This window comes from Actinoplanes sp. NPDC024001, assembly GCF_040638955.1.
Taxonomy (GTDB): domain Bacteria; phylum Actinomycetota; class Actinomycetes; order Mycobacteriales; family Micromonosporaceae; genus Actinoplanes.
Map to the genome: position 1 here is coordinate 1 of NZ_JBEZZB010000145.1, position 26,719 is coordinate 26,719.

General features: G+C 71.1%; 27 protein-coding genes and 1 pseudogene. 14 read left to right on the top strand and 14 right to left on the bottom strand.

Annotation, left to right across the window (positions count from 1 at the left end; translation table 11 throughout):
• Positions 1–622: 622 nt before the first annotated feature.
• On the bottom strand, positions 623–1,012 hold the full coding sequence (locus tag AB0F81_RS38935) for a hypothetical protein (protein WP_360206208.1): 390 nt from the start codon (positions 1,010–1,012) through the stop codon (positions 623–625).
• 4 nt (positions 1,013–1,016) lie between these two features.
• Between AB0F81_RS38935 and AB0F81_RS38940 the strand changes: the two genes are divergently transcribed.
• From AB0F81_RS38940 to hutH, 7 genes are all read left to right on the top strand, one after another.
• Entirely contained in the window at positions 1,017–1,229 is a 213-nt protein-coding gene (locus AB0F81_RS38940; RefSeq protein ID WP_328465696.1) for a hypothetical protein, read from the top strand.
• Between the two features lie 815 nt (positions 1,230–2,044).
• Entirely contained in the window at positions 2,045–2,890 is an 846-nt protein-coding gene (locus tag AB0F81_RS38945; RefSeq protein WP_360206211.1) for a MurR/RpiR family transcriptional regulator, read from the top strand.
• Positions 2,891–2,905: 15 nt separating this feature from the next.
• Positions 2,906–4,558 carry a urocanate hydratase gene (gene hutU, locus AB0F81_RS38950; protein ID WP_360206214.1) on the top strand — a complete coding sequence of 551 codons (1,653 nt, stop codon included), beginning with the start codon at positions 2,906–2,908 and terminating at the stop codon, positions 4,556–4,558.
• A complete protein-coding gene (locus AB0F81_RS38955; protein WP_360206217.1) occupies positions 4,551–5,705 on the top strand; it encodes an allantoate amidohydrolase in 1,155 nt (384 codons plus the stop codon). Before hutU ends, AB0F81_RS38955 begins: the two co-directional genes overlap by 8 nt.
• Positions 5,702–6,997: a formimidoylglutamate deiminase gene (locus AB0F81_RS38960; RefSeq protein ID WP_360206220.1), complete on the top strand. Its 1,296-nt coding sequence runs from the start codon at positions 5,702–5,704 to the stop codon at positions 6,995–6,997. The genes AB0F81_RS38955 and AB0F81_RS38960 overlap by 4 nt, the downstream gene beginning before the upstream one ends.
• Positions 6,998–7,082: 85 nt before the next feature.
• Positions 7,083–8,231: an imidazolonepropionase gene (hutI, locus tag AB0F81_RS38965; protein ID WP_360206223.1), complete on the top strand. Its 1,149-nt coding sequence runs from the start codon at positions 7,083–7,085 to the stop codon at positions 8,229–8,231.
• Positions 8,228–9,763 (top strand): histidine ammonia-lyase, encoded by a 1,536-nt coding sequence (gene hutH, locus AB0F81_RS38970; RefSeq protein WP_360206226.1) that lies wholly within the window; start codon positions 8,228–8,230, stop codon positions 9,761–9,763. The genes hutI and hutH overlap by 4 nt, the downstream gene beginning before the upstream one ends.
• 4 nt (positions 9,764–9,767) lie before the next feature.
• Here hutH and rdgB read toward each other — a convergent pair whose 3' ends face one another.
• From rdgB to AB0F81_RS38990, 4 genes are all read right to left on the bottom strand, one after another.
• On the bottom strand, positions 9,768–10,382 hold the full coding sequence (gene rdgB, locus AB0F81_RS38975; protein WP_360206228.1) for an RdgB/HAM1 family non-canonical purine NTP pyrophosphatase: 615 nt from the start codon (positions 10,380–10,382) through the stop codon (positions 9,768–9,770).
• Positions 10,379–11,107: a ribonuclease PH gene (gene rph, locus AB0F81_RS38980; RefSeq protein WP_360206231.1), complete on the bottom strand. Its 729-nt coding sequence runs from the start codon at positions 11,105–11,107 to the stop codon at positions 10,379–10,381. The genes rdgB and rph overlap by 4 nt, the downstream gene beginning before the upstream one ends.
• Before the next feature lie 9 nt (positions 11,108–11,116).
• On the bottom strand, positions 11,117–12,331 hold the full coding sequence (locus tag AB0F81_RS38985) for a glycosyltransferase (protein ID WP_360206234.1): 1,215 nt from the start codon (positions 12,329–12,331) through the stop codon (positions 11,117–11,119).
• Positions 12,332–12,396: 65 nt separating this feature from the next.
• Complete coding sequence (locus AB0F81_RS38990; protein WP_360206237.1) at positions 12,397–13,143, bottom strand: MBL fold metallo-hydrolase; 747 nt, start codon at positions 13,141–13,143, stop codon at positions 12,397–12,399.
• Positions 13,144–13,416: 273 nt separating this feature from the next.
• Between AB0F81_RS38990 and AB0F81_RS38995 the strand changes: the two genes are divergently transcribed.
• Entirely contained in the window at positions 13,417–13,803 is a 387-nt protein-coding gene (locus AB0F81_RS38995) for a hypothetical protein (RefSeq protein WP_360206240.1), read from the top strand.
• Between the two features lie 2 nt (positions 13,804–13,805).
• Here the strand turns inward: AB0F81_RS38995 and AB0F81_RS39000 are convergent, their stop codons facing one another.
• The 5 genes and pseudogenes from AB0F81_RS39000 to clpS all read right to left on the bottom strand — a co-directional run bounded on the left by AB0F81_RS39000 (position 13,806) and on the right by clpS (position 16,544).
• Positions 13,806–14,771 (bottom strand): cysteine synthase, encoded by a 966-nt coding sequence (locus AB0F81_RS39000; protein WP_360206243.1) that lies wholly within the window; start codon positions 14,769–14,771, stop codon positions 13,806–13,808.
• Positions 14,772–14,785: 14 nt separating this feature from the next.
• Complete coding sequence (locus AB0F81_RS39005) at positions 14,786–15,100, bottom strand: MoaD family protein (RefSeq protein WP_360206245.1); 315 nt, start codon at positions 15,098–15,100, stop codon at positions 14,786–14,788.
• 58 nt (positions 15,101–15,158) lie between these two features.
• Positions 15,159–15,655 (bottom strand): annotated as a pseudogene (locus AB0F81_RS39010) (M67 family metallopeptidase).
• A 59-nt stretch (positions 15,656–15,714) separates the two neighbouring features.
• Positions 15,715–16,215: a DUF2017 domain-containing protein gene (locus AB0F81_RS39015; RefSeq protein ID WP_328465666.1), complete on the bottom strand. Its 501-nt coding sequence runs from the start codon at positions 16,213–16,215 to the stop codon at positions 15,715–15,717.
• 38 nt (positions 16,216–16,253) lie between these two features.
• Complete coding sequence (gene clpS, locus AB0F81_RS39020; RefSeq protein WP_122976524.1) at positions 16,254–16,544, bottom strand: ATP-dependent Clp protease adapter ClpS; 291 nt, start codon at positions 16,542–16,544, stop codon at positions 16,254–16,256.
• A gap of 117 nt (positions 16,545–16,661) precedes the next feature.
• Between clpS and AB0F81_RS39025 the strand changes: the two genes are divergently transcribed.
• Genes AB0F81_RS39025 through AB0F81_RS39045 form a run of 5 tightly spaced genes read left to right on the top strand, consistent with a single transcriptional unit; the run spans position 16,662 to position 20,262 of the window.
• Positions 16,662–17,948 carry a nicotinate phosphoribosyltransferase gene (locus tag AB0F81_RS39025; protein WP_360206250.1) on the top strand — a complete coding sequence of 429 codons (1,287 nt, stop codon included), beginning with the start codon at positions 16,662–16,664 and terminating at the stop codon, positions 17,946–17,948.
• 15 nt (positions 17,949–17,963) lie between these two features.
• Positions 17,964–18,542, top strand: coding sequence for a nicotinamidase (locus AB0F81_RS39030; RefSeq protein ID WP_360206252.1), 579 nt, complete (start codon positions 17,964–17,966; stop codon positions 18,540–18,542).
• On the top strand, positions 18,532–19,023 hold the full coding sequence (locus AB0F81_RS39035; RefSeq protein WP_360206255.1) for a GNAT family N-acetyltransferase: 492 nt from the start codon (positions 18,532–18,534) through the stop codon (positions 19,021–19,023). The genes AB0F81_RS39030 and AB0F81_RS39035 overlap by 11 nt, the downstream gene beginning before the upstream one ends.
• 4 nt (positions 19,024–19,027) lie before the next feature.
• Entirely contained in the window at positions 19,028–19,666 is a 639-nt protein-coding gene (locus AB0F81_RS39040; RefSeq protein WP_360206258.1) for a GNAT family protein, read from the top strand.
• On the top strand, positions 19,663–20,262 hold the full coding sequence (locus tag AB0F81_RS39045) for an alpha/beta hydrolase (protein WP_360206261.1): 600 nt from the start codon (positions 19,663–19,665) through the stop codon (positions 20,260–20,262). Before AB0F81_RS39040 ends, AB0F81_RS39045 begins: the two co-directional genes overlap by 4 nt.
• Positions 20,263–20,974: 712 nt before the next feature.
• On the opposite strand, the gene AB0F81_RS39050 is transcribed toward AB0F81_RS39045, so the two are convergent.
• The 3 genes from AB0F81_RS39050 to AB0F81_RS39060 form a co-directional block, all read right to left on the bottom strand.
• Entirely contained in the window at positions 20,975–22,318 is a 1,344-nt protein-coding gene (locus AB0F81_RS39050) for an MFS transporter (RefSeq protein ID WP_360206263.1), read from the bottom strand.
• Positions 22,319–22,950: 632 nt separating this feature from the next.
• Complete coding sequence (gene ctaD, locus AB0F81_RS39055) at positions 22,951–24,702, bottom strand: cytochrome c oxidase subunit I (RefSeq protein ID WP_360206265.1); 1,752 nt, start codon at positions 24,700–24,702, stop codon at positions 22,951–22,953.
• A 111-nt stretch (positions 24,703–24,813) separates the two neighbouring features.
• Positions 24,814–25,920 (bottom strand): FAD-dependent monooxygenase, encoded by a 1,107-nt coding sequence (locus AB0F81_RS39060; protein ID WP_360206266.1) that lies wholly within the window; start codon positions 25,918–25,920, stop codon positions 24,814–24,816.
• Positions 25,921–26,061: 141 nt separating this feature from the next.
• Here AB0F81_RS39060 and AB0F81_RS39065 point away from each other — a divergent pair, with 141 nt between their 5' ends.
• A complete protein-coding gene (locus AB0F81_RS39065; RefSeq protein ID WP_360206267.1) occupies positions 26,062–26,460 on the top strand; it encodes a VOC family protein in 399 nt (132 codons plus the stop codon).
• Here the strand turns inward: AB0F81_RS39065 and AB0F81_RS39070 are convergent.
• Positions 26,439–26,719: helix-turn-helix domain-containing protein (locus tag AB0F81_RS39070; RefSeq protein ID WP_360206269.1), on the bottom strand; the 281-nt coding region annotated here is incomplete at its 5' end. The two genes, AB0F81_RS39065 and AB0F81_RS39070, sit on opposite strands and share 22 nt — an antisense overlap.

The window sequence follows — 26,719 nt, forward strand, 5'->3', positions numbered from 1 at the left end:
GAGACGGGCACCAGCCTCGCCCCGCTACCCGCCCTCAAGGTAGCGTGAAGATCAACTCATCGACCCTGTCCGTCGAATCGGGTCAAGCCCACATCGGTTGTCTCGGGAAGGCAGTTGGCTCGGCCCCCTGACCCGACATCCGCAGCGTCGTACACACAGGCTGCCCTGATCTCGTCAGCCGTCCAGGGCAACGCGTTTCAGCGGGCTGCGGCAGCCCAGCCAACGGATCGCCGGCGCATTGTCCGCGGCGGCGGTCTGGATGTGACGCCGTACGCCTGGCCGGTGCCCCTGCGTGGCACGTACCTTCTGAGCCGCTGGGCTGCGGAGCCGGACCCCACCGGTGCCGCACAGTGGCAGAGGGCCGGCACCGCAGCCGCAGCTTGTCACAACTGGCGGACGGTTCTCCAGGCCCGTGCGAGTACCGGTTCAGGCATCCAACGGCCGTCAGACTCGGTCGCAGTCAGCACGTCCAGGAGGCGCAAGACCTCTACGGTGCGAGCCGGGTCGTGGCTGACGCCATCACACAACTGCGTGAGGTCTTCAATGGTGATCGGGTCCGCGTACTCGATCAATGTCTCGAATGCCGCCGCAGCCTGGTGCGCACGAAGCCCAGTCTCGGTGATCAGCTCCCTGCGCCGGAGGCGACGGAAAGCGTAGCCTCGAGCTGGTCGCACACCCGCTTGGATCGGCCGAGGTCGACCGCCAAGGCCGCCGCACGGTCGAGCAGCGACAGCCATCCTCCGGTGACCTGCATCAGTTTCGACTGGCTGGCCGCGTTGTCGAAGCAGCGGGACAGGTCGTTGTCCGACAGCCACGAACGCAAGCCGGTGTCGGACACGCGCCGCAGCGGCATCACGTCGTCAGCACTGATCGCGGGGGTCGATCCGGTCAGCGCGTCGATGATGTCCGGGGCGCTGGCGTCGATGGCGACCACGACGGTTCGGGTGACCCCCGCTTGCGGTTGCATCCGTGCCGCCAGGTCGAGCGTCTCGATCACCGATTCGATCTTCACCCCGATGGGGAGGTCGCTTGAGGACGACCCGGTGCACCCCGCCCGGTTGGCCGGCGCGCAGTTCCCGCCGGTACGCGGCCGGGCTCGATGGGGTGGCCAGCTGGAACTGCGCCCCGAACACCTTGGCTTCCTCGAGCAGGTCGCGTACCCGGCTGATGCCAGTGGCCGGGGTGCCCACCACCACACGGGTACGGCTGCCCCGCACGATGATCCGTGACAGTTGCTGTTCGGTGCACGGTGAGACTAGATGCCCCGCGACCTTGCGCCGGGCCTCCTCCATCGACAGTTTGGTCGGTGTGGTGCGCCAGTGCAGGCTGAACAAATCTTCCTCGATCTGGGCGGCCGACCCGAGCAACCGCAGTACGTTGCTTGACCGCAGCCGCCACCCTCATGACCGGTCGGACCGAAAGTTCGGACACATCGGCGAGCTACCTAGCACGACACGCCTAATCGGGATCGTGGCGTCACAAACACTCCATGCCCAACGGCCGACGCCCATGCCTGTCGCCGCGCCCACGGCGCCACGCGACACCGAGAACCCGCCGAGAGCTGTCAGCGCCCTGTTGTGGCCGCACCGAGGCCCTCGGCTGGTGGGCCCCGCCAGGTCGCATCAAGAACAGAATGATGATCTTGACACCCTTCCATAAAGGTCATCGCCAACCACGGCCGAAGTCCGCTGACTAAGGCTGACGGCTCACAGAGCAGTCCAGCCAACGCAGCACAGGTCGGGCTCATCCAGAAACCGTGCGCTCCGACGCGCCCAACGTCCTTCCCCGTTCGTGCCGTCGACCTTCAAAGTTATGTGGCCGACGTCGAACTTCACGTACGCAAGGTAATCAGCTCCACCTCCAGGAGGCAGACGAATCCCCAGCTGGACTCCTACCTGAACGAGAGTCATCTACAAGCCGAGCAATCACTTAGCGTTAGCATCGGCCACCAAGCCTGAAATCGGCCGACTAAAATAAAAGGTCGCAGCTCGTTGGGCACGGCGAACCCCTGGCGCGTGAAAGTTTTCATGCATAAGCTGCGAATGTGAATGACGAAGCTGTCAGGCCGGGTGGGCGGGTTCTCGACCTGTTCCAGGGCGCACGCCTGACCCCCACCCAGCGGCGGATCGCGCACAGCCTGGTGGAGCACGCCGAGAAGGCGGCCTACCTCTCCGCCGCCGAGGTGGCCGACCTGGCCGGGGTGAGCCAGCCGTCGGTGACCCGGTTCGCGATGGCGCTGGGCTACTCCGGCTATCCGGCGCTGCGGCGGGAGCTGCGCGCGCTGACCGCGACCGGGCCGAGCGAGCCGGCCGGGCAGAACGCGATGCAGCGCGCGGTGCACGCCGAGACCGGGCACCTGCAGCGCCTCAGCGAGCAGCTGCACGACCTCGACGACGTGCGCACCGCCGCCCGGCTGCTCACCACCGACCGCCCGCTGCCGGTGCTGGGCCTGCGGGCCGCCGCGCCCCTGGCGGCGTATTTCGGCTATTTCGCGGCGAAGGTCTTCCCGGACGTGCGGGTGCTCGACAGCGGGGGCACCGGCCTGCTGGACCGGCTCGATCAGGCCCGCGCGGCCGGTGCCGGTGCCATGCTGGCCTTCGTGTTACCGCGTTATCCGCGCGAGGCGGTCGACGCCGTCCGGGAGGCCAAGGCGTCGGGTCTCGCGGTGGTCGCGATCACCGACTCCGTGGTGAGCCCGGTCGCCGAGTCGGCCGATGTGGTGCTGCCCGCCGCGGTCGGCACCCAGCTGGTGTTCGACCTGCACACCGGCCCGATGGCGATGGCCATGGTGCTGCTGCAGGCGATGTGTGACACGGCGCCGGAGCCGGTGCAGCGCCGTCTGGAGGAGTTCGAGGCGACGGCGGCTCGCCGGCACACATTCCTGGCGTAGGAAGAGGAGACGACGATGTCGGAGATCAGGGCGCCGCGCGGTACGGCGTACACCGCTGTGGGCTGGCCGCAGGAGGCCGCCAAGCGCATGCTGATGAACAACCTGGACCCCGATGTGGCCGAAAGGCCGCAGGATCTGGTGGTCTACGGCGGGACCGGCCGGGCCGCCCGGGACTGGCCGTCCTTCCACGCGATCGTCCGCGAGCTGGACACGCTCCGGGGCGACGAGACGCTGCTGGTGCAGTCCGGCAAGCCGGTCGGTGTGCTGCGCACCCACGAGTGGGCGCCGCGCGTGCTGATCGCCAACTCGAACCTGGTCGGCGACTGGGCCACCTGGCCGGAGTTCCGCCGCCTGGAGCAGCTCGGCCTGACCATGTACGGACAGATGACCGCCGGTTCGTGGATCTACATCGGCACCCAGGGCATCCTGCAGGGCACCTACGAGACGTTCGCCGCGGTGGCCGCCAAGCGGTTCAACGGCGACCTGGCCGGCACGCTGACGCTGACCGGCGGCTGCGGCGGGATGGGCGGCGCCCAGCCCCTTGCGGTGACCATGAACGGCGGCGTCTGCCTGATCGTCGACGTCGACCGCACCCGGCTGCAGCGCCGCGTCGACACCCGCTACCTGGACGTGATCGCCGACGACCTGGACCGGGCCGTGGAGATGGCGCTGCAGGCCAAGCGCGAGCGCCGCCCGCTCAGCGTCGGCGTCGTCGGCAACGCCGCCGTGGTCTTCCCCGAGCTGCTGGTCAAGGGCGTCGAGATCGACATCGTGACCGACCAGACCAGCGCCCACGACCCGCTGAGCTACCTGCCGGTCGGGGTCGAGCTGGACGACGCGGCGGAGTACGCCCGGACCAAGCCGGACGAGTTCACCGACCGGTCCCGGGCCAGCATGGCCAAGCAGGTCGCCGCGATGGTCGGGTTCCAGGACGGCGGCGCCGAGGTGTTCGACTACGGCAACTCGATCCGCGGCGAGGCGAAACTGGCCGGTTACGAGCGGGCCTTCGACTTCCCCGGGTTCGTGCCCGCCTACATCCGGCCGCTGTTCGCCGAGGGCAAGGGGCCGTTCCGGTGGGCGGCGCTCTCCGGCGACTCGGCCGACATCGCCGCCACCGACCGGGCGATCCTGGACCTGTTCCCGGACAACGAGCCGCTGGCCCGGTGGATCCGGATGGCCGGGGAGAAGGTCGCCTTCCAGGGGCTGCCGGCACGGATCTGCTGGCTGGGTTACGGCGAGCGGGACAGGGCCGGGGTCCGGTTCAACGACATGGTCGCGCGGGGCGAGCTCAGCGCGCCGATCGTCATCGGCCGGGACCACCTGGACTCCGGGTCGGTGGCCTCGCCCTACCGGGAGACCGAGGCGATGCTCGACGGCTCCGACGCGATCGCCGACTGGCCGCTGCTGAACGCGTTGGTCAACACGGCGTCCGGGGCGAGCTGGGTGTCGATCCACCACGGCGGCGGGGTGGGCATCGGCCGCAGCATCCACGCCGGGCAGGTCTGCGTCGCGGACGGCACCGAGCTGGCCGGGCAGAAGATCGAGCGGGTGCTCACCAACGACCCGGCGATGGGTGTGCTGCGGCACGTGGACGCGGGCTACGAGTCGCAGTCGGCGGCCGACGTGCACGTTCCTATGAACAAGCAGAGTCCGATGCGGCATGAGTGAGTTCGCGAAACTGTGGGCCGAGATCGCGCCGATCGGCCGGGCCGAGAGCGGCGGTTACCTCCGGTATGCGCTGACCACGCCGGAGCTGACGCTGCGCGACTGGTTCCGCGCTCAGGCCGCGCGAAGGGACATGACGGTCACTGAGGACGGCAACGGGAACCTCTTCGCGTGGCGGGGCGAACCGTGGGCACCGGGCACGGTGCTGACCGGCTCGCACTTCGACTCGGTGCCGCACGGCGGCGGTTACGACGGTCCGTTGGGCATCGTGAGCGCGTTCCTGGCGGCCGACCGGCTCGACCCGGACCGCAAGATCGCGATTGCCGCCTTCGCCGAGGAGGAGGGCGGCCGGTTCGGCGTGCCGTGTCTCGGCTCCCGGCTGCTGACCGGCGCGATCGACCCGGACCGGGCAGCCGCGCTGACCGATCACGACGGGATCACCTTCGGCGCCGCGCTGGGCCGCCGCCCGGCCGGCGCGCTACCGGAAATCGGACAGCTGGCCGCGGTGATCGAATTGCACATCGAGCAGGGCCGGGCGCTGGCGGTGCCGGTCGGGGTGGCGAGCGCGATCTGGCCGCACGGCCGGTGGCGGATGGACTTCGCCGGGGTCGGCGACCACGCCGGCACCACCCGGATGACCGACCGCCGCGACCCGATGCTGACCTTCGCCTTCACCGTGCTGGCCGCGAACAAGGAGGCCCGGCTCGCCGGGGCGCACGCGACCGTGGGCCGGGTGCAGGCCGAGCCGAACGCCACCAACGCCATCCCGTCGCTGGTGCGCGGCTGGCTGGACGCCCGCGCCGCCGACACCGCCACCCTGGACCGGCTGGTCGACGCGGTGGTGAAGAAGGCGACCGAGCGGGCCGGCCGGGACGGCACCGAGCTGACCGTGACCCCCGAGTCGGTGACCGGCGAGGTCGCCTTCGACGAGGGCCTGGCCCAGCGGCTGGCCGGAAAACTGCAGGGTGCGCCGATTCTGCCGACCGGGGCCGGGCACGACGCCGGGGTGCTCTCCGCGCACGTGCCGACCGCGATGCTCTTCGTCCGCAACCCGACCGGGGTGTCGCACTCCCCCGCCGAGCACGCCACCGACGCCGACTGCGAGGCCGGTATCGAGGCGCTCGCCACGGTGCTGGAGGACCTGACGTGAGGTATTTCGCGGAGCAGGCGTGGGTCGGCGGCCGGGTCGAGCGCGACGTGCTGATCGAGGTGACCGGTGACCGGTTCACCGCTGTCACGCCCGGCGCCCGCCCCGAGGGCACCCGGCTGCGCGGGCTCGTGCTGCCCGGCTTCGCCAACGCGCACTCGCACGCCTTCCACCGGGCGCTGCGCGGCCGCACCCATGCCGGCCGGGGCAGCTTCTGGACCTGGCGCGAGCTGATGTACCAGGTCGCCGGGCGGCTCGACCCGGACAGCTACCGCGCGCTCGCCCGGGCGGTCTACGGCGAGATGGCCCTGGCCGGGATCACCAGCGTCGGCGAGTTCCACTACCTGCACCACGGGCCGGACGGCACCCGGTACGCCGACCCGAACGCGATGGGCCACGCGCTGATCGAGGCGGCCCGCGAGGCCGGCATCAGGATCACCCTGCTGGACGCGGTCTACCTGACCGCCGGAGTGGACGGCAAGCCGCTGGAGGGCGTGCAGGAGCGCTTCGGCGACGGCGACTACGACGGCTGGTGGTCCCGCTTCGAGCAGCTGCGCGGCGGGGACGGCGTGCGGATCGGCGCGGCGCTGCACTCGGTGCGGGCCGCCCCGGTCGACGGCATGGCCACTTTCGCCCAGCGCACCGACGGGCTGCCGGTGCACGTGCACCTCTCCGAGCAGCCGGCCGAGAACGAGGCGTGCCAGGCCGTACACGGCTGCTCCCCCACCGAACTGCTCGATCGCCTGGGCGTCTGGCAGCCGATGACCACCGCGGTGCACGCCACCCACCTGTCGGCCGCCGACACGAGGATGCTGGACGAGCAGTTCGTCTGCTTCTGCCCGACCACCGAGCGGGATCTGGCCGACGGCATCGGCCCGGCGCGGGCGCTGGCCGACGCGGGCGCCGTGCTCACCCTGGGCAGCGACAGCCACGCCGTGATCGATCCCTTCGAGGAGGCACGCGGCCTGGAGATGGACGAGCGCCTCGCCACCCGGCAGCGCGGCCACTTCGGCGCCGCCGAGCTGATCACCGCGGCCACCACCGCCGGGCACGCCTCACTGGGCTGGCCCGACGCCGGCGAGATCGCCGTGGGCGGGCGGGCCGACCTGGTGGCGGTCTCGCTCGACACCGCCCGGACCGCCGGGACCGATCCGGGCGGGCTGGTCTTCGCGGCCACCGCCGCCGACGTCACCGACGTGATCGTGGACGGCCGGCACGTGGTCACCGAGGGACGGCACCGCTCGATGGACGTGCCGGCCGAGCTGCGGGCGGCGATCATGGAGGTAGTGGCGTGAGCGACTGCACCGAGCGGCACTCAGCCGCACCGAACAACGGCCTCGCAGGCGAGGGCCGGGAGCGCACGCCGAAGGCAGGCACAGCGTGAGCCTGATCGTCACGAACATCGGTGAGCTGCTCACCAACGACCCGGACCACGGCATCCGGCACGACGCCGCGGTCGTCGTCGACGGCGACCGGATCGCCTGGGTCGGCCCCGCCACCCAGGCACCCGCGGCCGACCTGCGGCTCGACGCCGACGGCGCGGCGGTGCTGCCCGGCTTCGTCGACAGCCACGCCCACCTGGTCTTCGCCGGAGACCGGGCGGCCGAGTTCAGCGCGCGGATGGCCGGGCAGCCCTACACCGGTGGCGGCATCCGCACCACGGTCGCCGCCACCCGCTCCGCGAGCGACGACGAGCTGCGCGGCAACGCACGGCGCCTGGTCAGCGAGGCGCTGCGGCAGGGCACCACCACGATCGAGATCAAATCGGGGTACGGGCTGAGCGTCCCCGACGAGGTCCGATCCCTGCGGGTGGCCGCCGAATTGTCCACAGAGACCACCTTCCTGGGCGCGCACGTCGTCCCGGCCGAGTACGCGGACCGCCCCGACGACTACGTCGACCTGGTCCAGGGCGAGATGCTGGACGCCGCGGCCCCGTACGCGAAATGGGTCGACGTCTTCTGCGAACGTGGCGCGTTCGACGGTGACCAGGCCCGCGCGATCCTGACGGCCGGCGCGAAGCGCGGCCTGGGTCTGCGGCTGCACGCCAACCAGCTGGGCCCGGGCCCGGGGGTGCGGCTGGCCGTCGAGCTCGGGGCGGCCAGCGCCGATCACTGCACCCACCTGGACGACGCCGACGTGGACGCGCTCGCCGGCTCGGACACCGTCGCCACGCTGCTGCCGGGAGCCGAGTTCTCCACCCGGTCGCCCTATCCGGACGCCCGCCGGCTGCTGGACGCGGGCGCCACCGTGGCGCTGGCGACCGACTGCAACCCCGGTTCGTCGTACACCTCCTCGATGCCGTTCTGCATCGCGCTGGCCGTACGAGAAATGGGCCTGACCCCGACCGAGGCCGTGCACGCGGCCACCGCGGGTGGCGCTGCCGCCCTGCGCCGCACCGACCTCGGCCGGATCTCGCCCGGCGCCCGAGCCGACCTGATCGTGCTCGACGCGCCCTCCCACCTGCACCTGGCCTACCGGCCGGGTGTCCCCCTGATCCGCCACGTCCTGCAGCACGGAGCACCGCGATGACCGTCATAGTTCAGCCCACCGGCGTTTCCGCCGCCGACGTGCTCGCCGTCGCCCGCGGCGACGCCCATGTCGAACTCTCCCCCGCCGCCGTCGAGGCGATGGCGGCCAGCCGCGCCATCGTCGACGACATCGAGACCTCCGGCCGCCCGGTCTACGGGGTCTCGACCGGTTTCGGCGCGCTCGCCAACACCTCGATCGCCCCGCAGCGGCGCGCCGAGCTGCAGCACGCGCTGATCCGCTCGCACGCCGCCGGCATCGGCGCGCCGATGCCGCGCGAGGTGGTCAGGGCCATGATGCTGCTGCGCGTGCGGTCGCTGGCGATGGGCCGCTCCGGGGTCCGCCCGGTGCTCGCCCAGGGCCTGGTCGACCTGCTCAACCACGAGATCACCCCGTGGGTTCCGGAGCACGGCTCGCTGGGCGCCTCCGGTGACCTGGCCCCGCTCGCCCACTGCGCGATGGTGCTGCTCGGCGAGGGCTGGGTGCTGGGCAAGGACGGCGCCCGGATGTCCGCCGCCGAGGCGTTGCACAGTGCCGGGCTGCGGCCGCTGGAGCTGGCCGCCAAGGAGGGCCTGGCGCTGATCAACGGCACCGACGGGATGCTCGGCATGCTGCTGCTGGCGATCTCGGACGCGGCACACCTGTTCGCGATGGCCGACGTGACCGCGGCGCTGGCGATCGAGGCGATGCTCGGCTCGGAGCGGCCGTTCCTGCCGGAGCTGCACAGCATCCGCCCGCATCCGGGGCAGGCCGCGTCGGCCGCGAACATCCACCGGCTGCTGCAGAACTCGGCGATCATGGATTCGCACCGGGACGACCTGGCGCACGCGGTGCAGGACGCGTACTCGATGCGCTGCGCACCGCAGGTGGCCGGCGCGGCCCGCGACACCCTCGGCTTCGTCGAGCTGGTCTGCTCCCGCGAGCTGGTCTCGGTGGTCGACAACCCGGTGGTGCTCACCGACGGGCGGGTCGAGTCGACCGGCAACTTCCACGGCGCGCCGCTCGGCTTCGTCGCCGACTACCTGGCCATCGCCGCCGCCGAGGTGGGCGCGATCGCCGAACGCCGGGTGGACCGGCTGCTCGACGTCACCCGGTCCCGGGACCTGCCGCCGTTCCTCTCCCCGGACGCCGGGGTCAACTCGGGCCTGATGATCGCCCAGTACACGGCGGCCGGCATCGTCGCGGAGAACCGGCGGCTCGCCTCACCGGCCTCGGTGGACTCGCTGCCCACCAGCGGCATGCAGGAGGACCACGTGTCGATGGGCTGGGCGGCGGCCAAGAAGCTGCGCACCGTGCTGGACAACCTGACCAGCCTGCTCGCGGTCGAGCTGCTGTCGGCGGTCCGCGGCGTGCAGCTGCGTTCGCCGCTCACCCCGTCCCCGGCGGGACGCGCCGCGGTGGCCGCGGTCGAGCCGTTCGCCGGGACACCGGGACCGGATCTGTTCCTGGCCCCGGTGCTGGAGCAGGCCCGCGCGGTGATCGCCGGCCCGGCGCTGCGGGCCGACATCGAAGCAGCCGTCGGCCCGCTCGGCTAGCGCGTCAGCGGGGCAGTTCCTTGGCGATGACCTTGGCAAGCTCGCGGAACGCCTTGCCCCGGTGGCTGATCGCGTCCTTCTCGGCCGGGCTCAGCTCGGCGTTGGTCCGATCCTGGCCGTCGCCGACGAAGATCGGGTCGTAACCGAAGCCGCCCTCGCCGCGCCGGCTGCGCAGCAGCCGGCCGGTCTGGCGGCCCTCGACCAGGTGCTCGCGGCCGTTCGGCAGGACCAGGGCGGCCGCGCAGACGAACGCGCCGCCGCGCTGGGCGTCGGAGACGTCGCTGATCTGGGCGAGCAGCAGGTCCAGATTGGCCTGGTCGTCGCCGTGCTTGCCGGACCAGCGCGCACTGAACACACCGGGCATGCCGTTCAGCGCGTTCACCGCGATGCCGGAGTCGTCGGCCACCGTGGGCAGCCCGGTGCGCTTCGCGCCCTCCCGGGCCTTGATCAGCGCGTTCTCACCGAACGTCAGGCCGGTCTCGGGCACGTCCGGGTAGTCGGGGAAATCACCGAGGCCGATCAGCTCAATCTGCTGCAGGCCGAGCGCGGCGTCCAGGATGCGCTGCAGCTCGGCGAGCTTCTTCTGGTTCCCGGTGGCGAGGAGCAGCCGGGCGCTCACGCGGCCAGGGCCTTCTGCTGTGCGGCGGCCAGCTCGGCGCACCCGAGCACCCCGAGGTCGAGCATCGCGTCCAACTGTGCCCTCCGGAAAACGCCGTTCTCACCGGTGCCCTGCACCTCGACGAAGTCGCCGGCGCCGGTGCACACCACGTTCATGTCGACCTCGGCGGAGACGTCCTCGTCGTACATCAGGTCCAGCCGGGCCTCGCCGTCGATGATGCCGACGCTGACCGCCTGGATCGAGGTGTGCAGCACCTTCTCCACCTTGCCGGCCAGCGACTTGCGGTCGGCCAGCCAGGACACCGCGTCGTGCAGCGCCACATAGGCCCCGGTGATCGCGGCGGTCCGGGTGCCGCCGTCGGCCTGCAGCACGTCGCAGTCGAGCACGATCGAGTTCTCGCCGAGCGCCTTCAGGTCGATGCAGGCCCGCAGGCTGCGGCCGATCAGCCGGGAGATCTCCTGGGTCCGCCCGCCGACCTTGCCCTTGACGCTCTCCCGGTCGCCGCGGGTGTTCGTGGCCCGTGGCAGCATCGCGTACTCCGCGGTGACCCAGCCGAGCCCGGAGCCCTTGCGCCAGCGGGGAACGCCCTCGGTGACGCTCGCGGTGCAGAGCACCCGGGTGTTGCCGAACTCCACCAGAACCGAACCTTCGGGGTGGATGCTCCATTGCCGGGTCAGGGTCACCGGCCGCAGCTGGTCGGCCGTCCGGCCGTCGGGTCGCGCCATGACCTCACCCTATGCGTAACGGGCCGCGCCGGCTTCGTCCGCCCCGGGCTTGCGGGTGCGCGGGACCGCCGGGCGCAGCAGGGTGGCCGCGACCGGGACGGTCGCCGGCACCGTCGCCGGCGCCGGGAGCGCGCCGTGCGCCCGCAGGAAACCGTCGACCGACCGCTGCCAGCCGAAGTTCTCAGCGCGGGCCCGGGCGGCGGCGCGCCGCTCGACGCGCGGGCGCTCCATCAGGCCGCTCACCGCGTCGGCGAACGCCTCGGCGGTGCCGGGAACGGCCACGCCCGCATCGCCGACCACCTCGGACAGGGCGCTCTGCTCGTTCACCACCACCGGGGTGCCGCAGGCCAGCGACTCCAGCGCGGCCAGGCCGAAGGTCTCCACCGGACCCGGCGAGAGGGTGACGTCCGCGCTGGCCAGCAGCGCGGCCACGGCCCGGCGGTCGGAGATGTGCCCGGCGAACCGGACCGGCAGCCGGGCCGCCCGGTACGCCAGAGCCGTCCGCCGCGTGCCGTCCCCGGCCATCACCAGCACCGCCGGGATCTTGCCGTTGCGCAGGGCGGCGACCGCGTCCACGGCCAGCTCGGGCCGTTTCGCCGCGGAGAGCCGGCTGGCGTAGACGACCAGCATCTCGTCCGGCCGGGCATACCGGGAGCGCACCCCGACGTCCATCCGGCTCGGGTTGAAGACGTCCAGGTCCACGCCGAGCGGGACCTCGACCAGGTTGGGCGCGCCGATCCGGCGGAACTCGGCGGCCGCGAACGCGGTGGTGCAGACGATCGTGTCGAACGCCTCGGCGGTCCGCTCGTTGAACCGGTCGGCGAGGGTGTCGCGCTTCGGCATACCCCATATCCCGAGCAGCCCGGCCAGGCTCTCGTGGGAGACCATCATCGAGCGGACGCCCCGCTGGCGGGCCCAGTTGCCGGTCCAGCGCAGGGTGGTGCGGTCCGACACCTCGATCCGGTCGGGCTCCAGGCTGTCCAGCAGGTTGGTGAGCTCACGCCGGCCGGCCAGCACCCGGTAGCCACCGGTCCGCGGCAGCGGCGCGCTGGGCAGGGTGATCACCCGGCCCTGCTTCATCACCTTGTCGGAGTAGCGGCGCCCGGGAACGATCAGGACCGCCTCGTGCCCGGCCCGCTGGTAACCGCGGCCGAGCTGCCGGAGTGCGGTGCGTAACCCGCCGGTATGGACCGTGACGAAGTTGGCCAGGCGAACTATGCGCATGCAACAACTCCAAGATCACGACACGTGGTGCATCGGTGCTGAGCCGATCCCGCCCCCGTACCGGCTCAGAGATCGTATCTGGCGCCCGGTCGGACCACTTCGACCGGCCCCGCGTACGCGGCGCCGGCGGCCTCCACAATAGAGGCCTCACTGGCCCAAGCAGGCACGAGATGGGTCAACAGGAGTTTTGCCACATCCGCCTTGGTGGCCGCCTCGCCCGCCTCACCGCCGGTCAGATGCAGGTCCGGCGGGTTGGAAACGCCGTCCTGATAGCTGGCCTCGCAGAGGAACAGGTCCGCGCCGGCGGCCAGCCGCAGCAGCGCCTCGCACGGGGCGGTGTCCGACGAGTAGGCCAGGACCCGGCCGTTGTGCTCGATGCGCACCCCGTACGTCTCCACGGGGTGATTGACCCGGTCGACGGTGACGGTGAGCGGGCCGATCGGGAAGGTCCCCGGCTGCAGCCCGTAGAAGGTGTAGACGTCGTCGACCGGCTCGCCCTCGGTGCTGTAGGCAGCGGCGATGCGCTCCGCGGCGCCCAGCGGGGCGTAGACCGGGACCGGCGGCAGCGGGCCGGCCGGGTCGTAGCGACGGACCACCACATAGGTGCAGGCGTCCAGCATGTGGTCACAGTGCAGATGGGTGAGCAGGATCGCATCGACGCGGCGCATGTCGGAGTACCGCTGCAGCGCGGACAGCGATCCCGACCCGAAGTCGATCAGGAGCCGGTACCCCTCGGCTTCCACGAGATAGGCCGAACACGCCGACTCGGGGCCGGGGAAACTACCGGCACAACCGAGAACGGTTAGTCGCATGCGGGTCCCTCTGGCTCACATCGGGTCGAACAACACCGGGTCGTCCAGGCCCCGCCGGACCGGTCCGCGCTGGACTCCTCAGACCAGTCAATCACGGTGCGAAGCGTACGCCCCGACCAGTGCCTGACGTAAACAACTGATCTATTTGTCGCCAAATCGACAACGCACATCACAGCCACCGTGACCTCGGTCATCACCGAACCCGCCGTCACGTCGAGTGAGCCGTCGGCGTTGCACAGGGTAATACGCCCAAGGTCATTTTATGGAGGCGACGTGACCGCGGTCGAACAGGCCCGCACTACCCGTACCGCGGCGTCCGGAAACGCTCCGGCCCGACCGGCACCTGCCGGGGAGCCAACGGCGTTCCGCTTCCCGGCGCCCGATGATCCGGCGCCCAGCGCCCGCCGGATGCTCGCCATGGCGCTCGCCGGCGCCGTGCTCGGCCTGACCGGCGTCGGCGTCGGCCTGTACGCCGTGATCACCGTCTTCAGCGGGGCGCCCACCTGGTACCTGCCGGTGCTGGGCGTGCTGACCCTGCTCAGCGTGGTCCCGGCGGCGGCCGCCTACCTCGCCATCCACCAGCGCACGCTGCCCTGGTTGCTGATGGCGGTGGCGACCCCGCCGATGCTCGCCGCGGTCGTGGTGGCCCTGGCCCCGTAGGGTCAGGCCCAGAGCTGGCCCTCGAGGGCTTCCTCGGCGTCGTTGAGGGTGCCGCCGTAGGCGCCGGTCGACAGGTATTTCCAGCCGCCATCGGCGATCACGAAGGCCACGTCGGCCCGTTTGCCGGCCTTCACCGCCTCGTGCGCGACGGCGAGAGCGGCGTGCAGGATCGCGCCGCTGGAGAACCCGGCGAAGATGCCCTCCACCTCGACCAGTTGGCGGGTCCGCAGCACCGCGTCGCGGGTGCCGACGGAGAAGCGGCGGTCGAGGACGGAGGCGTCGTACAGCTCGGGGACGTAGCCCTCGTCGATGTTGCGCAACCCGTACACCAGCTCGCCGTAACGCGGCTCGGCCGCGACGATCTGGATGCCGTCGACCTTCTCCTTGAGGAACCGGCCGGTGCCCATCAGGGTGCCGGTGGTGCCCAGGCCGGCCACGAAGTGCGTGATCGTGGGCAGGTCGTGCAGCAGCTCGGGCCCGGTCGTCTCGAAGTGGGCGCGGGCGTTCGCCTGGTTGCCGTACTGAAAGAGCATCTTCCAGTCGGGGTGCTCGGCGGCGATCTGCTTGGCGGTCGCCACGGCCTGGTTCGAGCCGCCGGCGGCCGGCGAGAAGATGATCTCCGCGCCGTACATCCGCAGCAGCTGGGTGCGCTCGGTGGAGACGTTCTCCGGCATCACGCAGACCAGCCGGTAACCGCGCAGTTTCGCCACCATGGCCAGGGCGATGCCGGTGTTGCCGCTGGTCGGCTCGAGGATGGTGTCGCCCGGGCGGAGATGGCCGGACTCCTCGGCGGCCCGCACCATGAACAGTGCGGCGCGGTCCTTGATGCTGCCGGTCGGGTTGCGGTCCTCGAGCTTGGCCCAGAGCCGCACCGGCGGCGCCCCATCGGGCACCGCCGGGGAGAGGCGGGGCAGGCCGACGAGCGGCGTGCCCCCGCACGCGTCCAGCAGGCTCTCGAAGCGAGCCATCGTCGTCGACCTCGTCAGACGCCCAGCAGGGCGGCCGCGGCCGCGAAGCCGAGCGCGCCACCGGCCACGGCCGGGAGAATGGTGATCGAGTCGCCGTCGTTGAGCTTCGCGTCCAGCGCGCCCAGGAAACGGACGTCCTCGTCGTTGACGTAGATGTTGACGAACCGGTGCAGGCCACCCTCGGGGGTGATCAGACGGCCCTTGAGGCCGTTGTGCTTGGCGTCCAGGTCGTCGATCAGACCGGAGAGGGTGTCACCGGCGCCCTCGACGATCTTGGCGCCGCCGGTGTAGTTGCGCAGGATGGTGGGCACGCGAACTTCGATAGCCATGACTGTCATGCTCCTTGGAAGGTCGAACGAAATCGGGCAGGGGTCGGTCGGGTCGCTGTTAACAGCAGCGACACTCGTAGAAGACCGACGCCGGGCTCTGCCCGAACATGTACGACTGCACGGAGGTGGAAATCACGCCTTCACCGTCGCATCCACGATGTTGACCTCTTCCTCGGTCACCACACCGTCCACGATACGGAACGAGCGAATCTCCTCGCGATCCGGCTCGCGGGTGGAAACCAGGAGATAGTGCGCGTTCGGCTCGCCGGCGAACGAGATGTCCGTGCGGGACGGATAGGCCTCGGTCGCGGTGTGCGAGTGATAGATGACCACCGGCTCCTCGTCACGGTCGTCCATCTCGCGCCACACCCGCAGGTGCTCCATCGAGTCGAACTCGTAGAAGGTCATCGAACGCGCCGCGTTGTCCATCGGGATGTGCCGGGACGGCACGTCGCTGCCGAGCGCACCGGCGACGACGCCGCAGGCCTCGTCGGGGTGGTCCCGGCGGGCGTGGGCGACGATCGCCTGAACGATCGCACTGTCGATGGTCAGCACGCCGTTCACATTACCGTGAGATTTTGCCCCGCTGAGCGTGGCAGTCCCCACACCGACCGCTACTTGATCTCCGGCAACGCGTTGAGCAGGGACTCCTGCAGATAGCCCAGGTAGGCATAGACCGACAGCTGGAAGACCCGGCTCGAACCCGGATCCTCGAGCACCGCCTCGTCCAGCTCGTCGGCCAGGTCGGTGTCGGCCTGGATCTCCAGCCGGGTGCCCATCGCCAGGCGGGCGTCGTTGATCGCCCGCAGCCAGGCCTCGGCGGCCTCACCGTCCAGCCGGACCTCGCCCTCGCCCTCGTCGGGCAGCGCCGCCAGGATCGCGCCGGCCTGGTCGATCTTGCTGGTCTTGAGGTCGCCCTCGGTGTAGAGGCGGAACTCCTGCGAGTCCTCCGGCCGGTCCGGATAGATGTCCGGGAACAGCCGGGACACCACCGGGTCGGTGTGGTCCATGCCGTCGGTCAGCAAACCGACCACCTCAGCGGCCACCTTGCGCAGGACACGCACCTCGTCGTGCTCGAAGGTGGCCACACACTGGCCGCCGCTGCGTCGGAACATGCTCTATCCCCACCCGGTTTTGGTTGGCCGGCTCAGTGTCAGGCCCGATCCACAGTTGCCCAGAGACCGTATCCGTGCAGTTGGTTGGCGTCCATCTCCATGCGCTCGCGGGCGCCGGTGGACACCACCGCCTTGCCCTTCGTGTGCACATCCATCATCAGCTGCTCCGCTTTTTCCTTGCTGTAACCGAAGAGCTTCTGGAAGACCCACGTCACGTACGACATGAGGTTGACCGGGTCGTCCCAGACGATGGTCACCCACGGCCGGTCCGCGGCCGGTACTTCCTCGATCTCCGGCGTCTCGACGGGAGCAACCTGAGGCAACGCCATGCCCCCATGTTGCCACCGGATTCGCCGAACCGGTGAACCGGAGCGCCGAACCGCAGGTCAAGACCGGTTCCTGGCCCGTGCCCCGCACCGTGGCCGGCGGCGCAATAGGGTAGGTCCGTGGAGAGCATCGCGCCGGCCCTGATGACGGACCACTACGAGCTGACCATGATCAGCGCCGCGCTGAAGGACGGCACCGCGGAGCGGCGCTGCGTCTTCGAGGTGTTCGCCCGGCGGCTGCCCACCGGCCGGCGTTACGGCGTCGTGGCCGGCACCGGCCGGCTGATCGAGCTGATCCGCAACTTCCGGTTCGACGAGGACGAGATCGCCTACCTGCGCTCGGCCGGGATCGTCGACGAGACCACCGCCGCCTGGCTGGCGAACTACCGATTCAGCGGCGACGTCGAGGGTTACCTCGAGGGCGAGCTGTTCTTCCCCGGCTCACCGATCCTGACCATCACCGGCGGGTTCGCCGAGTGCGTGGTGCTGGAGACGCTGATCCTGTCGGTGCTCAACCACGACTGCGCCATCGCGGCCGCCGCCGCCCGGATGGTCACCGCGGCCCGCGGCCGGCCGATCATCGAGATGGGCTCGCGGCGCACCCACGAGCACGCCGCGGTCGCCGCCGCCCGCGCGGCGTACCTGGCCGGGTTCGCCTCGACGTCGAACCTGGCGGCGGGGCGGGCCTACGGCATCCCGACCACCGGCACGTCGGCGCACGCGTTCACGCTGCTGCACGACGACGAGCCGACCGCGTTCGGGTCGCAGGTGTCGGCGCTCGGGAAGAACACCACGCTGCTCGTGGACACGTACGACATCTCCCAGGGCATCCGCAACGCGATCGCGGTCGCCGGGCCGGACCTGCGGGCCGTGCGCATCGACTCGGGTGACCTGTCGGTGCTCGCCCAGCAGTCCCGGGAGCTGCTCGACTCGCTCGGCGCCACCGAGACAAAGATCATCGTCTCCGGCGACATGGACGAGTACTCGATCGCCACGCTCGCCGCCGAGCCGGTGGACATGTACGGCGCCGGCACCGCGGTGGTCACCGGCTCCGGGGCGCCCACCGCCGGGCTCGTCTACAAGCTGGTCGAGGTCGACGGGCGCCCGGTGGTCAAGCGCTCGGAGAACAAGGCCACGGTCGGCGGCCGCAAGACCGCGGTGCGCCGCCACAAGCCCACCGGCACCGCCATCGAGGAGATCATCTTCTCCCAGGGCGTGCCCGACCATCAGCCCAACGACCGGCTGCTGCAGCGTTCCTACGTCGCCGACGGCGAGGTGCAGGCCACCCCCACGCTGACCGAGTCCCGTGACCACCTCCGGCAGTGCCTGATCTCCATCCCGTGGGAGGGCCTGAAACTCTCCGCGGGCGACCCCGCCATTCCCGTAGTCATCGTTCCCACCGCCTGAGGGGATTTGTTCACGATGTCCCGCGCGCTGATCATCGTCGACGTACAGAACGACTTCTGCGAAGGCGGCTCGCTGCCGGTCGCCGGCGGCGCCGCCGTCGCCAAGGGCATCTCGCTGGTGCTCGACCGGGCCGGCGACCGCTGGGACCACGTCGTCGCCACCAAGGACTACCACGTCGACCCGGGCGCTCACTTCAGCGAGCACCCCGACTTCGTCGACTCGTGGCCGGCCCACTGCGTGGTCGGTTCCGCCGGCGCCGACTTCCACCCCGAGCTGACCACCGACCGGATCGAGGCGGTCTTCCACAAGGGCGAGCACCAGGCGGCGTACTCCGGTTTCGAAGGTCACACCGAGACCGGCGAAACCCTCGCCGGCTGGCTGCGGGCCAAGGGGGTCACCGAGGTCGAGGTCGTCGGCATCGCCACCGACCATTGCGTACGAGCTACCGCACTCGACGCGGCATCGGAGGGGTTCGCCACCACCGTGCTGCTGGAACTGACCGCCGGCGTGGCCAGGGCGACCACCGACGCCGCCCTGGAGCAGTTGCGCGCCGCGTCGGTCGCCACCACCGGGCAACCCGTCGTTGACGCCTGAGATCCGGCCCCTGACCGGCGACGACTGGCCGGCGGTCGGGGCAATCGTCCGGGAGGTGGCGCAGGCCCGGGAGACGTTCCCCTACGACCCGCGGATGACGCCGGCCGAGGCCCGGGCGATGTGGGTCGAGCAGCCGCCCGGGCGTACCGTGGTCGCGGTTGTCGCCGGCGAGATCGCCGGCACCGCGAAGATGGGCCCCAACCGGGCCGGGCCCGGCGCGCACATCGCCACCGCGAGCTACATGGTCGCGGCCGCGGCCCGCGGCCGCGGGGTCGGCACCGCGCTGTGCCGGCACAGCATCGATTGGGCCAGACAGCAGGGGTACGCCGGGGTGCAGTTCAACGCCGTGGTGGAGACCAACACCGTGGCCGTGGATCTGTACCGGCGGTTCGGCTTCCAGATAATCGGCACGGTCCCGCGGTCCTTCGACCATCCGGTGCACGGCCGGGTCGGCATGCACGTGATGTTTCTGGAATTCTGACGAGATGTCACGACTCGTCGATGTCTGGCCGCTTTACGGCCTCACCATCCGCACCGCCCGCCTGGAGCTGCGCCTGCCCCGCGACGAGGAACTGGCCGGGTTCGCCGACGTCGCGGCCGGCGGCGTCCACCCGCCCGGCGAGCAGCCGTTCCTCTCGCCGTGGACCGACGGCGACCGGGCCCAGTTCGTGCTGCAGGAACATTGGCGCGGCCTGTCCGGCTGGACCCCCGAGAAGTGGCAGCTGGGCCTCGGCGTCTTCCACGACGGCGAACCGATCGGCGTGGTCGCCCTGCTGGCCCGCGACTTCCGGGTGGTGCGGCAGGTCACCACCTGGTCGTGGCTCGGCCTCGCCCACCACGGCAGGGGTTACGGCACCGAGGCGCGGGTCGGCCTGCTGACGCTCGCCTTCGACCACCTGGGCGCGGAAACCGCCCGGACCGACGTCTTCCGGGACAACCACGCCTCGCAGGGCGTGTCCCGCAAACTCGGCTACGAACCGGACGGCATCGCGGTCGACGCCCGAGGCGACGAGGCGCTGATCTCCGACCGGCTCCGCCTCAGCCGCGAACGATGGAACGCTCAGGACCGGCCACCGGTCACGATCGAAGGGGTGACCCCGTGCCTACCGAAGTTCGGCCTGTGAGCTCGTTCCTGCTGCTGCACGGCTGGCAGAACCGCCGCCCGCCCGCGCACTGGCAGCATTGGCTGGCCGGCGAACTGACCGCCCGCGGCCACACCGTCGAATACCCGCAGCTGCCCGACCCCGACTGTCCCCACGTGGACGCCTGGCTGGCCGAGCTGCAAACCCGCCTGACCGCCCTGCCCGGCCCGCACCGGACCGTCCTCTGCCACAGCCTCGGCTGCCTGCTGTGGCTGAACGCGGCGGCCCGCTCCGCGGTCCCCGTCCCGGTGGACCGGGTCTTGCTGGTCGCGCCGCCCTCCCGCGAGGTCACGCTGCGAAACCCGGAGATCGCCGCTTTCGCCCTGCCGCCGGCCCTCACCGCCGACCACCTGCGGTCCGCCGCCACCCACACCCGCCTGATCGGCACGGACAACGACCCGTACTGCCCGCCCGGCCCCGAAGCCGCCTACGGCCGCCCGCTCGCCATCCCCACCACAGTCCTCGCGGGCGCCGCCCATCTGAACATCGACGCCGGTTACGGCCCATGGCCGTCGGTCCTCGATTGGTGCCTGAGCCCCGACGCAGACCACCCCATCACCCACCGCCCGCCTCTCTGAAGCCCGCCAGCGGGCGGCCACGCGGAGCCGCCCCCACCAGGTCCGGGCCGCCCCACCAGGTCCGGATCGCCCTGCCACGTCCGGGCCGCCCCTACCAGGTCCGGCCCGCCCTACCAGGTCCGGCCCGCCCCACCAGGTCCGGATCGCCCTGCCACGTCCGGGCCGCCCTACCAGGTCCGGATCGCCCCGCCAGGTCCGGCTGCCCCACTGGCCGCGCCTTGCCGCCCGCCGCATCCAGAGACCGTGCACGGTTAGGTTGCTGCCGCCGGAGCCCCGACCAAGGCCGGGGTCATAGACGTGAAACGTTGAGTGGGACCTTCTGCGGTGGCTATGGCGTCTGACGGCGTCCGCGCTCAGGCCGGCCAGAGCAACTCCCACGCGCAGCCGGACAAACCAGCAGGCGATCAGCGTCGGTTCAGGCCCGCCGAAGCCACTCCCCGGTGCGGCCGGGGAACCGGCTGGCCGCCAGGGCTGCCTGTGCGCGCTCGACCAGCACGGAGAGCCGGCTGATCAAGATCGGCATGCGGCGGCATGCGGTCCCTGGCCCCGCCAGCGCCGGAACGCCCACCCGGCCCCCGCCCCGCTTGCGAGCTGACACTCCCGGCATCGGCGGCTCAGACGGGCAGGGAGCTGTCGTCGCGACGGGACGGCTTCTCGGACTGGTAAGTGCGGTAATGCCTGACCAGCGGCGTCTCGAAGCGGGAGGGATGACTCAGCGGCGTAGGGATGGCTCCGCATCGTCGGAGGAAAGCGACGGCTCCGCCCCGCCGCCGGAAGAAAGCGACGGCTCCGCCCCGCCGCCGGAAGAAAGCGACGGCTCCGCCCCGCCGCCGGAAGAAAGCGACGGCTCCGCCGCGTGGGCGGAAGGGAGGGATGGCTTTGCCGCTTCGCGGCGGCGGCGTAGTTCTGTGGGGAGGACGAGTAGGGCGACCAGGACGCCGACGGCGCCCACGGCGAGGAAGCCCCAGGCTGGACCCTTCGTGTCGATGGCCAGGCCGGCGATGGGGCCGCCCAGGGCGACGCCGACGGTGAGGGCGGAGTTGTGCAGGCCCATGGCTTCGCCGCGCGCTGAGGCGGGGATCATGCGGCTGATGGCGTCGGAGCTGGCGGTGATCGTGGGGGCGCAGAGGGCGCCGGCCGGGATCAGCAGCAGGGCCAGCAGCCACCAGTGGTCGCCGCCTAGGCCGACGGGGAGGGTGAGGAGCGCCATGGGGGCGAACAGTGCCAAGGCGGGGACGCCACGGCGGACCGTGCCGTAGACGAAACCGCCGACCAGGGAGAACAGCGCCCACAGGGAGAGGACCGCGCCGGTCCAGGCGACCTGGCCGGACTCGCGGAGGACGGCGACCACCGCCACGTCGGTGCCGGCGAGGACGATCGTCGCGGCCATCGTGACGGCGAGGACGGCGACGAACCGGGGCTTGAGCCAGCTGCGCCGTGGGACCCGCTCGCTGCTGGTCACCGGGGCCTCGTGGGCCGCCCGGACCGGCGGGTTGAGCAGCCACAGACCGACGCCGGCAAGCAGGATGCCGACCGCCAGCGAGATCATGGCGACACGAGGGCCGGCGGTCGTCGCGATCAGCACGCCCAGCGCGGGGCCGGCCATGAACGACATCTCGGTGGTGATCGAGTCGAGAGCGAAGGCGGGCAACCGGTGCGACTCGGGGGTCAGGGCGGCGATGGATTGCCGGGCCACCGAGAAGGCCGGCAGGGCCAGGAAGCCACCGATCGCGGCCACGGGCAGCAGCACCCAATAGGGCAGGCTCTGCGCCACCAGCCAATAGATGACCTCGGCGACCGTGGTCAGCACGAGCACCGGGCGCAGACCGCGGCGGTCGATCAGGCGGCCCATCACCGGAGCACCGACCGAACCGCCGATCGTGGCGGCCGCACCGATCAGGCCGGCCGCGCCATAACCCCGGCCGAGGTCGGTGACCACATGCAGCGTGAGCACGACCGTCGCGGCCGCGATCGGGATGCGGGCGAGCGTGGCGACCACCAGCAACGACCGGATCTTCGGCAGCGCGAGGGTTTCGCGGTAAGGCGTGAGCAACATGTCGATCCTGACCTCCGCAGACCATCCTGCCGTGGGGGTACGACACAAATCCAACGAGTTCTTCCCTGCGGCGGCTGTCCGGCACAGTCAGATCCAGTCCCATACGCCCTGGTCACCGCTAGCACCGGGCAAGTGCCGCGTTACTCGCCCATTTCCCGCACGCCCTGCGCTCGCACGCCTTCTCAGTGACGAAGGACTCACCGCCAATTTCCCTCAAACGCGACCACGCCACGGGGGCAGGCCGGCCCGCGGGGCAGGCAGGGCCGCCGGGCAGGCAGGGCCGCCGGGCAGGCAGGGCCGCCGGGCAGGCAGAGCCGTGAGGCAGGCAGAGCCGTGAGGCAGGCAGAGCTGCCGCGGGAGGCCAAGCGAAGCCGGTGGCGGGCAGAGCCGCCGGCGGGCGGAGCCGCCGCGGGAGGACAGGCCGAGCCGGACGGCAGGCCAGGCAGCAGGCGGGGCAGCAGGCCGGACGGCAGGCCAGACAACAGGCGGGGCAGCAGGCCGGACGGCAGGCCAGACAACAGGCGGGACAGCAGAGCCGGACGGCGGGCCAGGCGGCAGAGCTGCAAGGGCTGGAACAAGGAGCGGCCCGCACTCCGAAGAGTGCGGGCCGCTCTCAGCGTCTCAGGAAACGATCAGCGATCGCTGCTCGTGTCCTCCTGATAGGTGGCGCCACCGTCGGACTCGGCGGTCAGCGGCCGGGCGCCGCCTTCCGGCGGGCCGGCGACGGACTGGGCGCCGGCTGCCAGCTCCGGGAACTTCTCGTCGAAGGCGGGGCGCTCGGAGCGGATCCGCGGCATCCGGTCGAAGTTGCGCAGCGGCGGCGGGCTGGTGGTGGCCCACTCCAGCGAGTTGCCGTGACCCCACGGGTCGTTCAGCGTGGTGACCTGGCCGACCTTGTACGACTTCCACACGTTGTAGATGAACGGCAGGGTCGACAGGCCCAGCACGAACGATCCGATCGTGGAGAAGGTGTTCAGGAAGGTGAAGCCGTCGCTGGGCAGGTAGTCCGCGTAGCGCCGGGGCATGCCCTTGGTGCCGAGCCAGTGCTGCACCAGGAACGTGGCGTGGAAGCCGATGAACGTCAGCCAGAAGTGAATCTTGGCGAGCCGCTCGTCGAGCATCCGGCCGAACATCTTCGGGAACCAGAAGTAGATGCCGGCGAAGACCGCGAACACGATCGTGCCGAACAGCACGTAGTGGAAGTGGGCGATCACGAAGTACGAGTCGGAGACGTGGAAGTCGATCGGCGGCGAGGCCAGCAGCACGCCGGAGAGGCCACCGAACAGGAACGTCACCATGAAGCCGATCGCGAAGAGCATCGGCGACTCGAAACTGATCTGGCCGCGCCACATGGTGCCGATCCAGACGAAGAACTTCATGCCGGTGGGCACCGCGATCATGAAGCTGAGGAAGCTGAAGAACGGCAGCAGCACCTGGCCGGTGACGAACATGTGGTGCGCCCACACGCTCATCGACAGGGCGGCGATCAGCAGGGTCGCGGCGACCAGGCCCTTGTAGCCGAAGACCGGCTTGCGGCTGAAGACCGGGATGACTTCGGTGATGATGCCGAAGAACGGCAGGGCGATGATGTACACCTCGGGGTGGCCGAAGAACCAGAAGAGGTGCTGCCAGAGCATCGGGCCGCCGGTCTCCACGTCGAAGACGTGCGCGCCGAGGATCCGGTCCGCGGCGAGCGCGAAGAGCGCGGCCGCCAGGAACGGGAAGACCAGGATCGCGAGCAGCGCGGTGACCAGCATGTTCCAGGTCATGATCGGCATCCGGAACATGGTCATGCCCGGGGCCCGCAGGGTCAGGATCGTGGTGATCAGGTTGACCGAGCCGAGGATCGTGCCCAGACCGGAGATGGCCAGGCCGACCACCCAGGCGTTGCCGCCGACACCCGGCGAGTGCAGCGAGTCACTGAGCGGCGTGTACGCGAACCAGCCGAAGTCGGCCGCGCCACCGGGGGTGAGGAACCCGCTCATGGTGATCAGGCCGCCGAACAGGTACAGCCAGTACGCGAACGCGTTCAGCCGCGGGAACGACACGTCGGGCGCGCCGATCTGGATCGGCACCACGTAGTTGCCGAACGCGAACACGATCGGTGTCGCGAAGAACAGCAGCATGATCGTGCCGTGCATGGTGAACAGCTGGTTGAACTGCTCCGGTGAGAGCAGCTGCATGCCCGGCCGTGCCAGCTCCGCACGCATCAGGAGGGCCATCAGGCCGCCCAGCAGGAAGAACACGAAGGCCGTGATCATGTACATGATCCCGATCTGCTTCGCGTCCGTCGTGCGCAGGATCCGAGCAAACGCCGAACCCTTGACCTGCCGCCGCACCGGATATGGTCGGGTCGCGATCGGCGACGGCGCAACGGTCGTCACGAATTGCCTCCGTTGTCTCGTTCGTCCTCTCAGGTGCCCCGAAGATCGGGCGTACCCCGCTGGCAGAATAGTCCCCCGCCGACTTTCGGCGGGCGCGGGGTGACCTAAGCGTCAGACCGACGACACGAGCTCCCGATAGTGATCGGTGAAGATCCGGAGGCCGCGACGCCGCAGCATGGGGTCGCGAAGGGACGGTGGGACGTCGCGGGTGCGGTCCCGCTCGCGGGTCCGCTCGCGCACCTCCGCGCAGCGGGGGCGGCGGCGTTGCTCATAGCCGCGGAGGGCGGCCGGGATGTCACCGCCGGCGTCGCGCAGCTCCTGCCCGAGGACCCAGCCGTCCTCGAACGACATGGCCGCGCCCTGCGCGAGGGTCGGCGCGGTGGCGTGCGCCGCGTCGCCGACCAGCACGACCGGGCCCTGCGACCAGCTCGGCAGCACGACCTCGGCGGTCCGGGCCACCTGCACTTTCTCGATCTTCTCCAGGATGGCCGGCACCGGACCGCCGTAGGCCCCGAAGAGCTCGAGCATCCGCTTGCGCGGGTCCTCGGGGTTGGGGGTGTCCGGCGCGGTCTCGTCGGCGTAGCAGTACAGCTTGCGCCCGCCCATCGGCATGGCGACGAACGCCGAGCGCCGGCCGAGCAGCGCGGTCCAGTCGGTCAGGGGCGGCCCGCCGCTGACCACCGAGCGGTAGACAATCTGACCGGTGGGGACGGCCGGGCCGCCCAGCCCGACCTGCTCCCGGATCGTGGAGCGCCGACCGTCGGCCCCGACGACCAGGTCATATTCCGCGACGTCGCCGCTGGAGAACTCGACCTTGGCGCCCGAGTCGACGATCTCCAGGCGCCGGACCTCGGTCTCGTAGCGCACCTCGCCGCCCACCCCGGTGAGCAGGACCTGCTGCAGGTCGGCCCGGGAGAGCGCGCGGGACTCGCCGACGCCGGCCCAGAGCGCGGCCACGTCCATCTCGAACAGCTCGCGGCCGCGCACGTCGAGGAAGACCTGACGGAAGATCAGGTCGCCGAGCGGGCGCAGCGGGACGTCGAGGCCGAGCAGGCGCAACGCCCGGGAGGCGTTGCCGGGAAGATAGATGCCCGCTCCGGGGACCACGGTGGCGGGCAGCGCCTCCACCACCTCGGGCCGGAAACCGGCGACGCGCAGCCCCCGGGCCGCAGCCAGGCCGGCAATGCCGGCGCCCACCACGAGGATGCGCAAGGTCATCGCGCCAACGCCTTCCTGTCGATGGATACGCGTCGGAGCCAGAACACTACCTTCTGGCATCGCCACGGGGGAACACCCGCCACCGACATGACGTCCGATTTGTTCAAGACAGCCGCGGGCCGGGCTCGTAGCGTCACCGTCATGACTCCTGTTCTGAACGCGATCGGCCTCGCGGTGGCCGACATGGCGACGTCGCTCGCCTTTTACCGTCTGCTGGGGATGGAGTTCGCCGAGGGCGCCGAGCAGGCGCCGCACGTCGAGGTGACCCTCCCCGGCGGCGTGCGTCTCATGTGGGACACGCACGCGTCGATCAAGACCTTCGACCCGCAGTTCACCCCGCCCGGCCCGGACGGCGCCCGGATCAGCCTCGCCTTCGACTGCTCGAGCCCGGGCGGGGTCGACGAGACTCACCGCCGGCTCGTCGAGGCGGGCCACACCGGTGTGATGGAGCCCTGGGACGCGGTCTGGGGCCAGCGTTACGCCGTCGTGCACGACCCGGACGGCAACGGCATCGACCTTTACGCCGCGCTCGCCGGCTGAGGAACGAGCTCGCTCAACGGCACGCCGGCCAGCGCCCGCACATCGCGGGAGAGGTGGGCCTGGTCGGCGTAACCCGCGTCGGCGGCCACCGCGGCGAACGCCCGGCCGGCCCGCGCCAGCGCGACCGCCCGGCGCATCCGGAAGATCCGGTGCAGGGTCTTCGGACCGTATCCATAGGCGGCGACGCTGCGCCGCCGCAGCTGGCGCTCGCCCAGGCCGGCAACCGCCGCGATGTCGCTGACCGGCCGGTCGGCCTCGG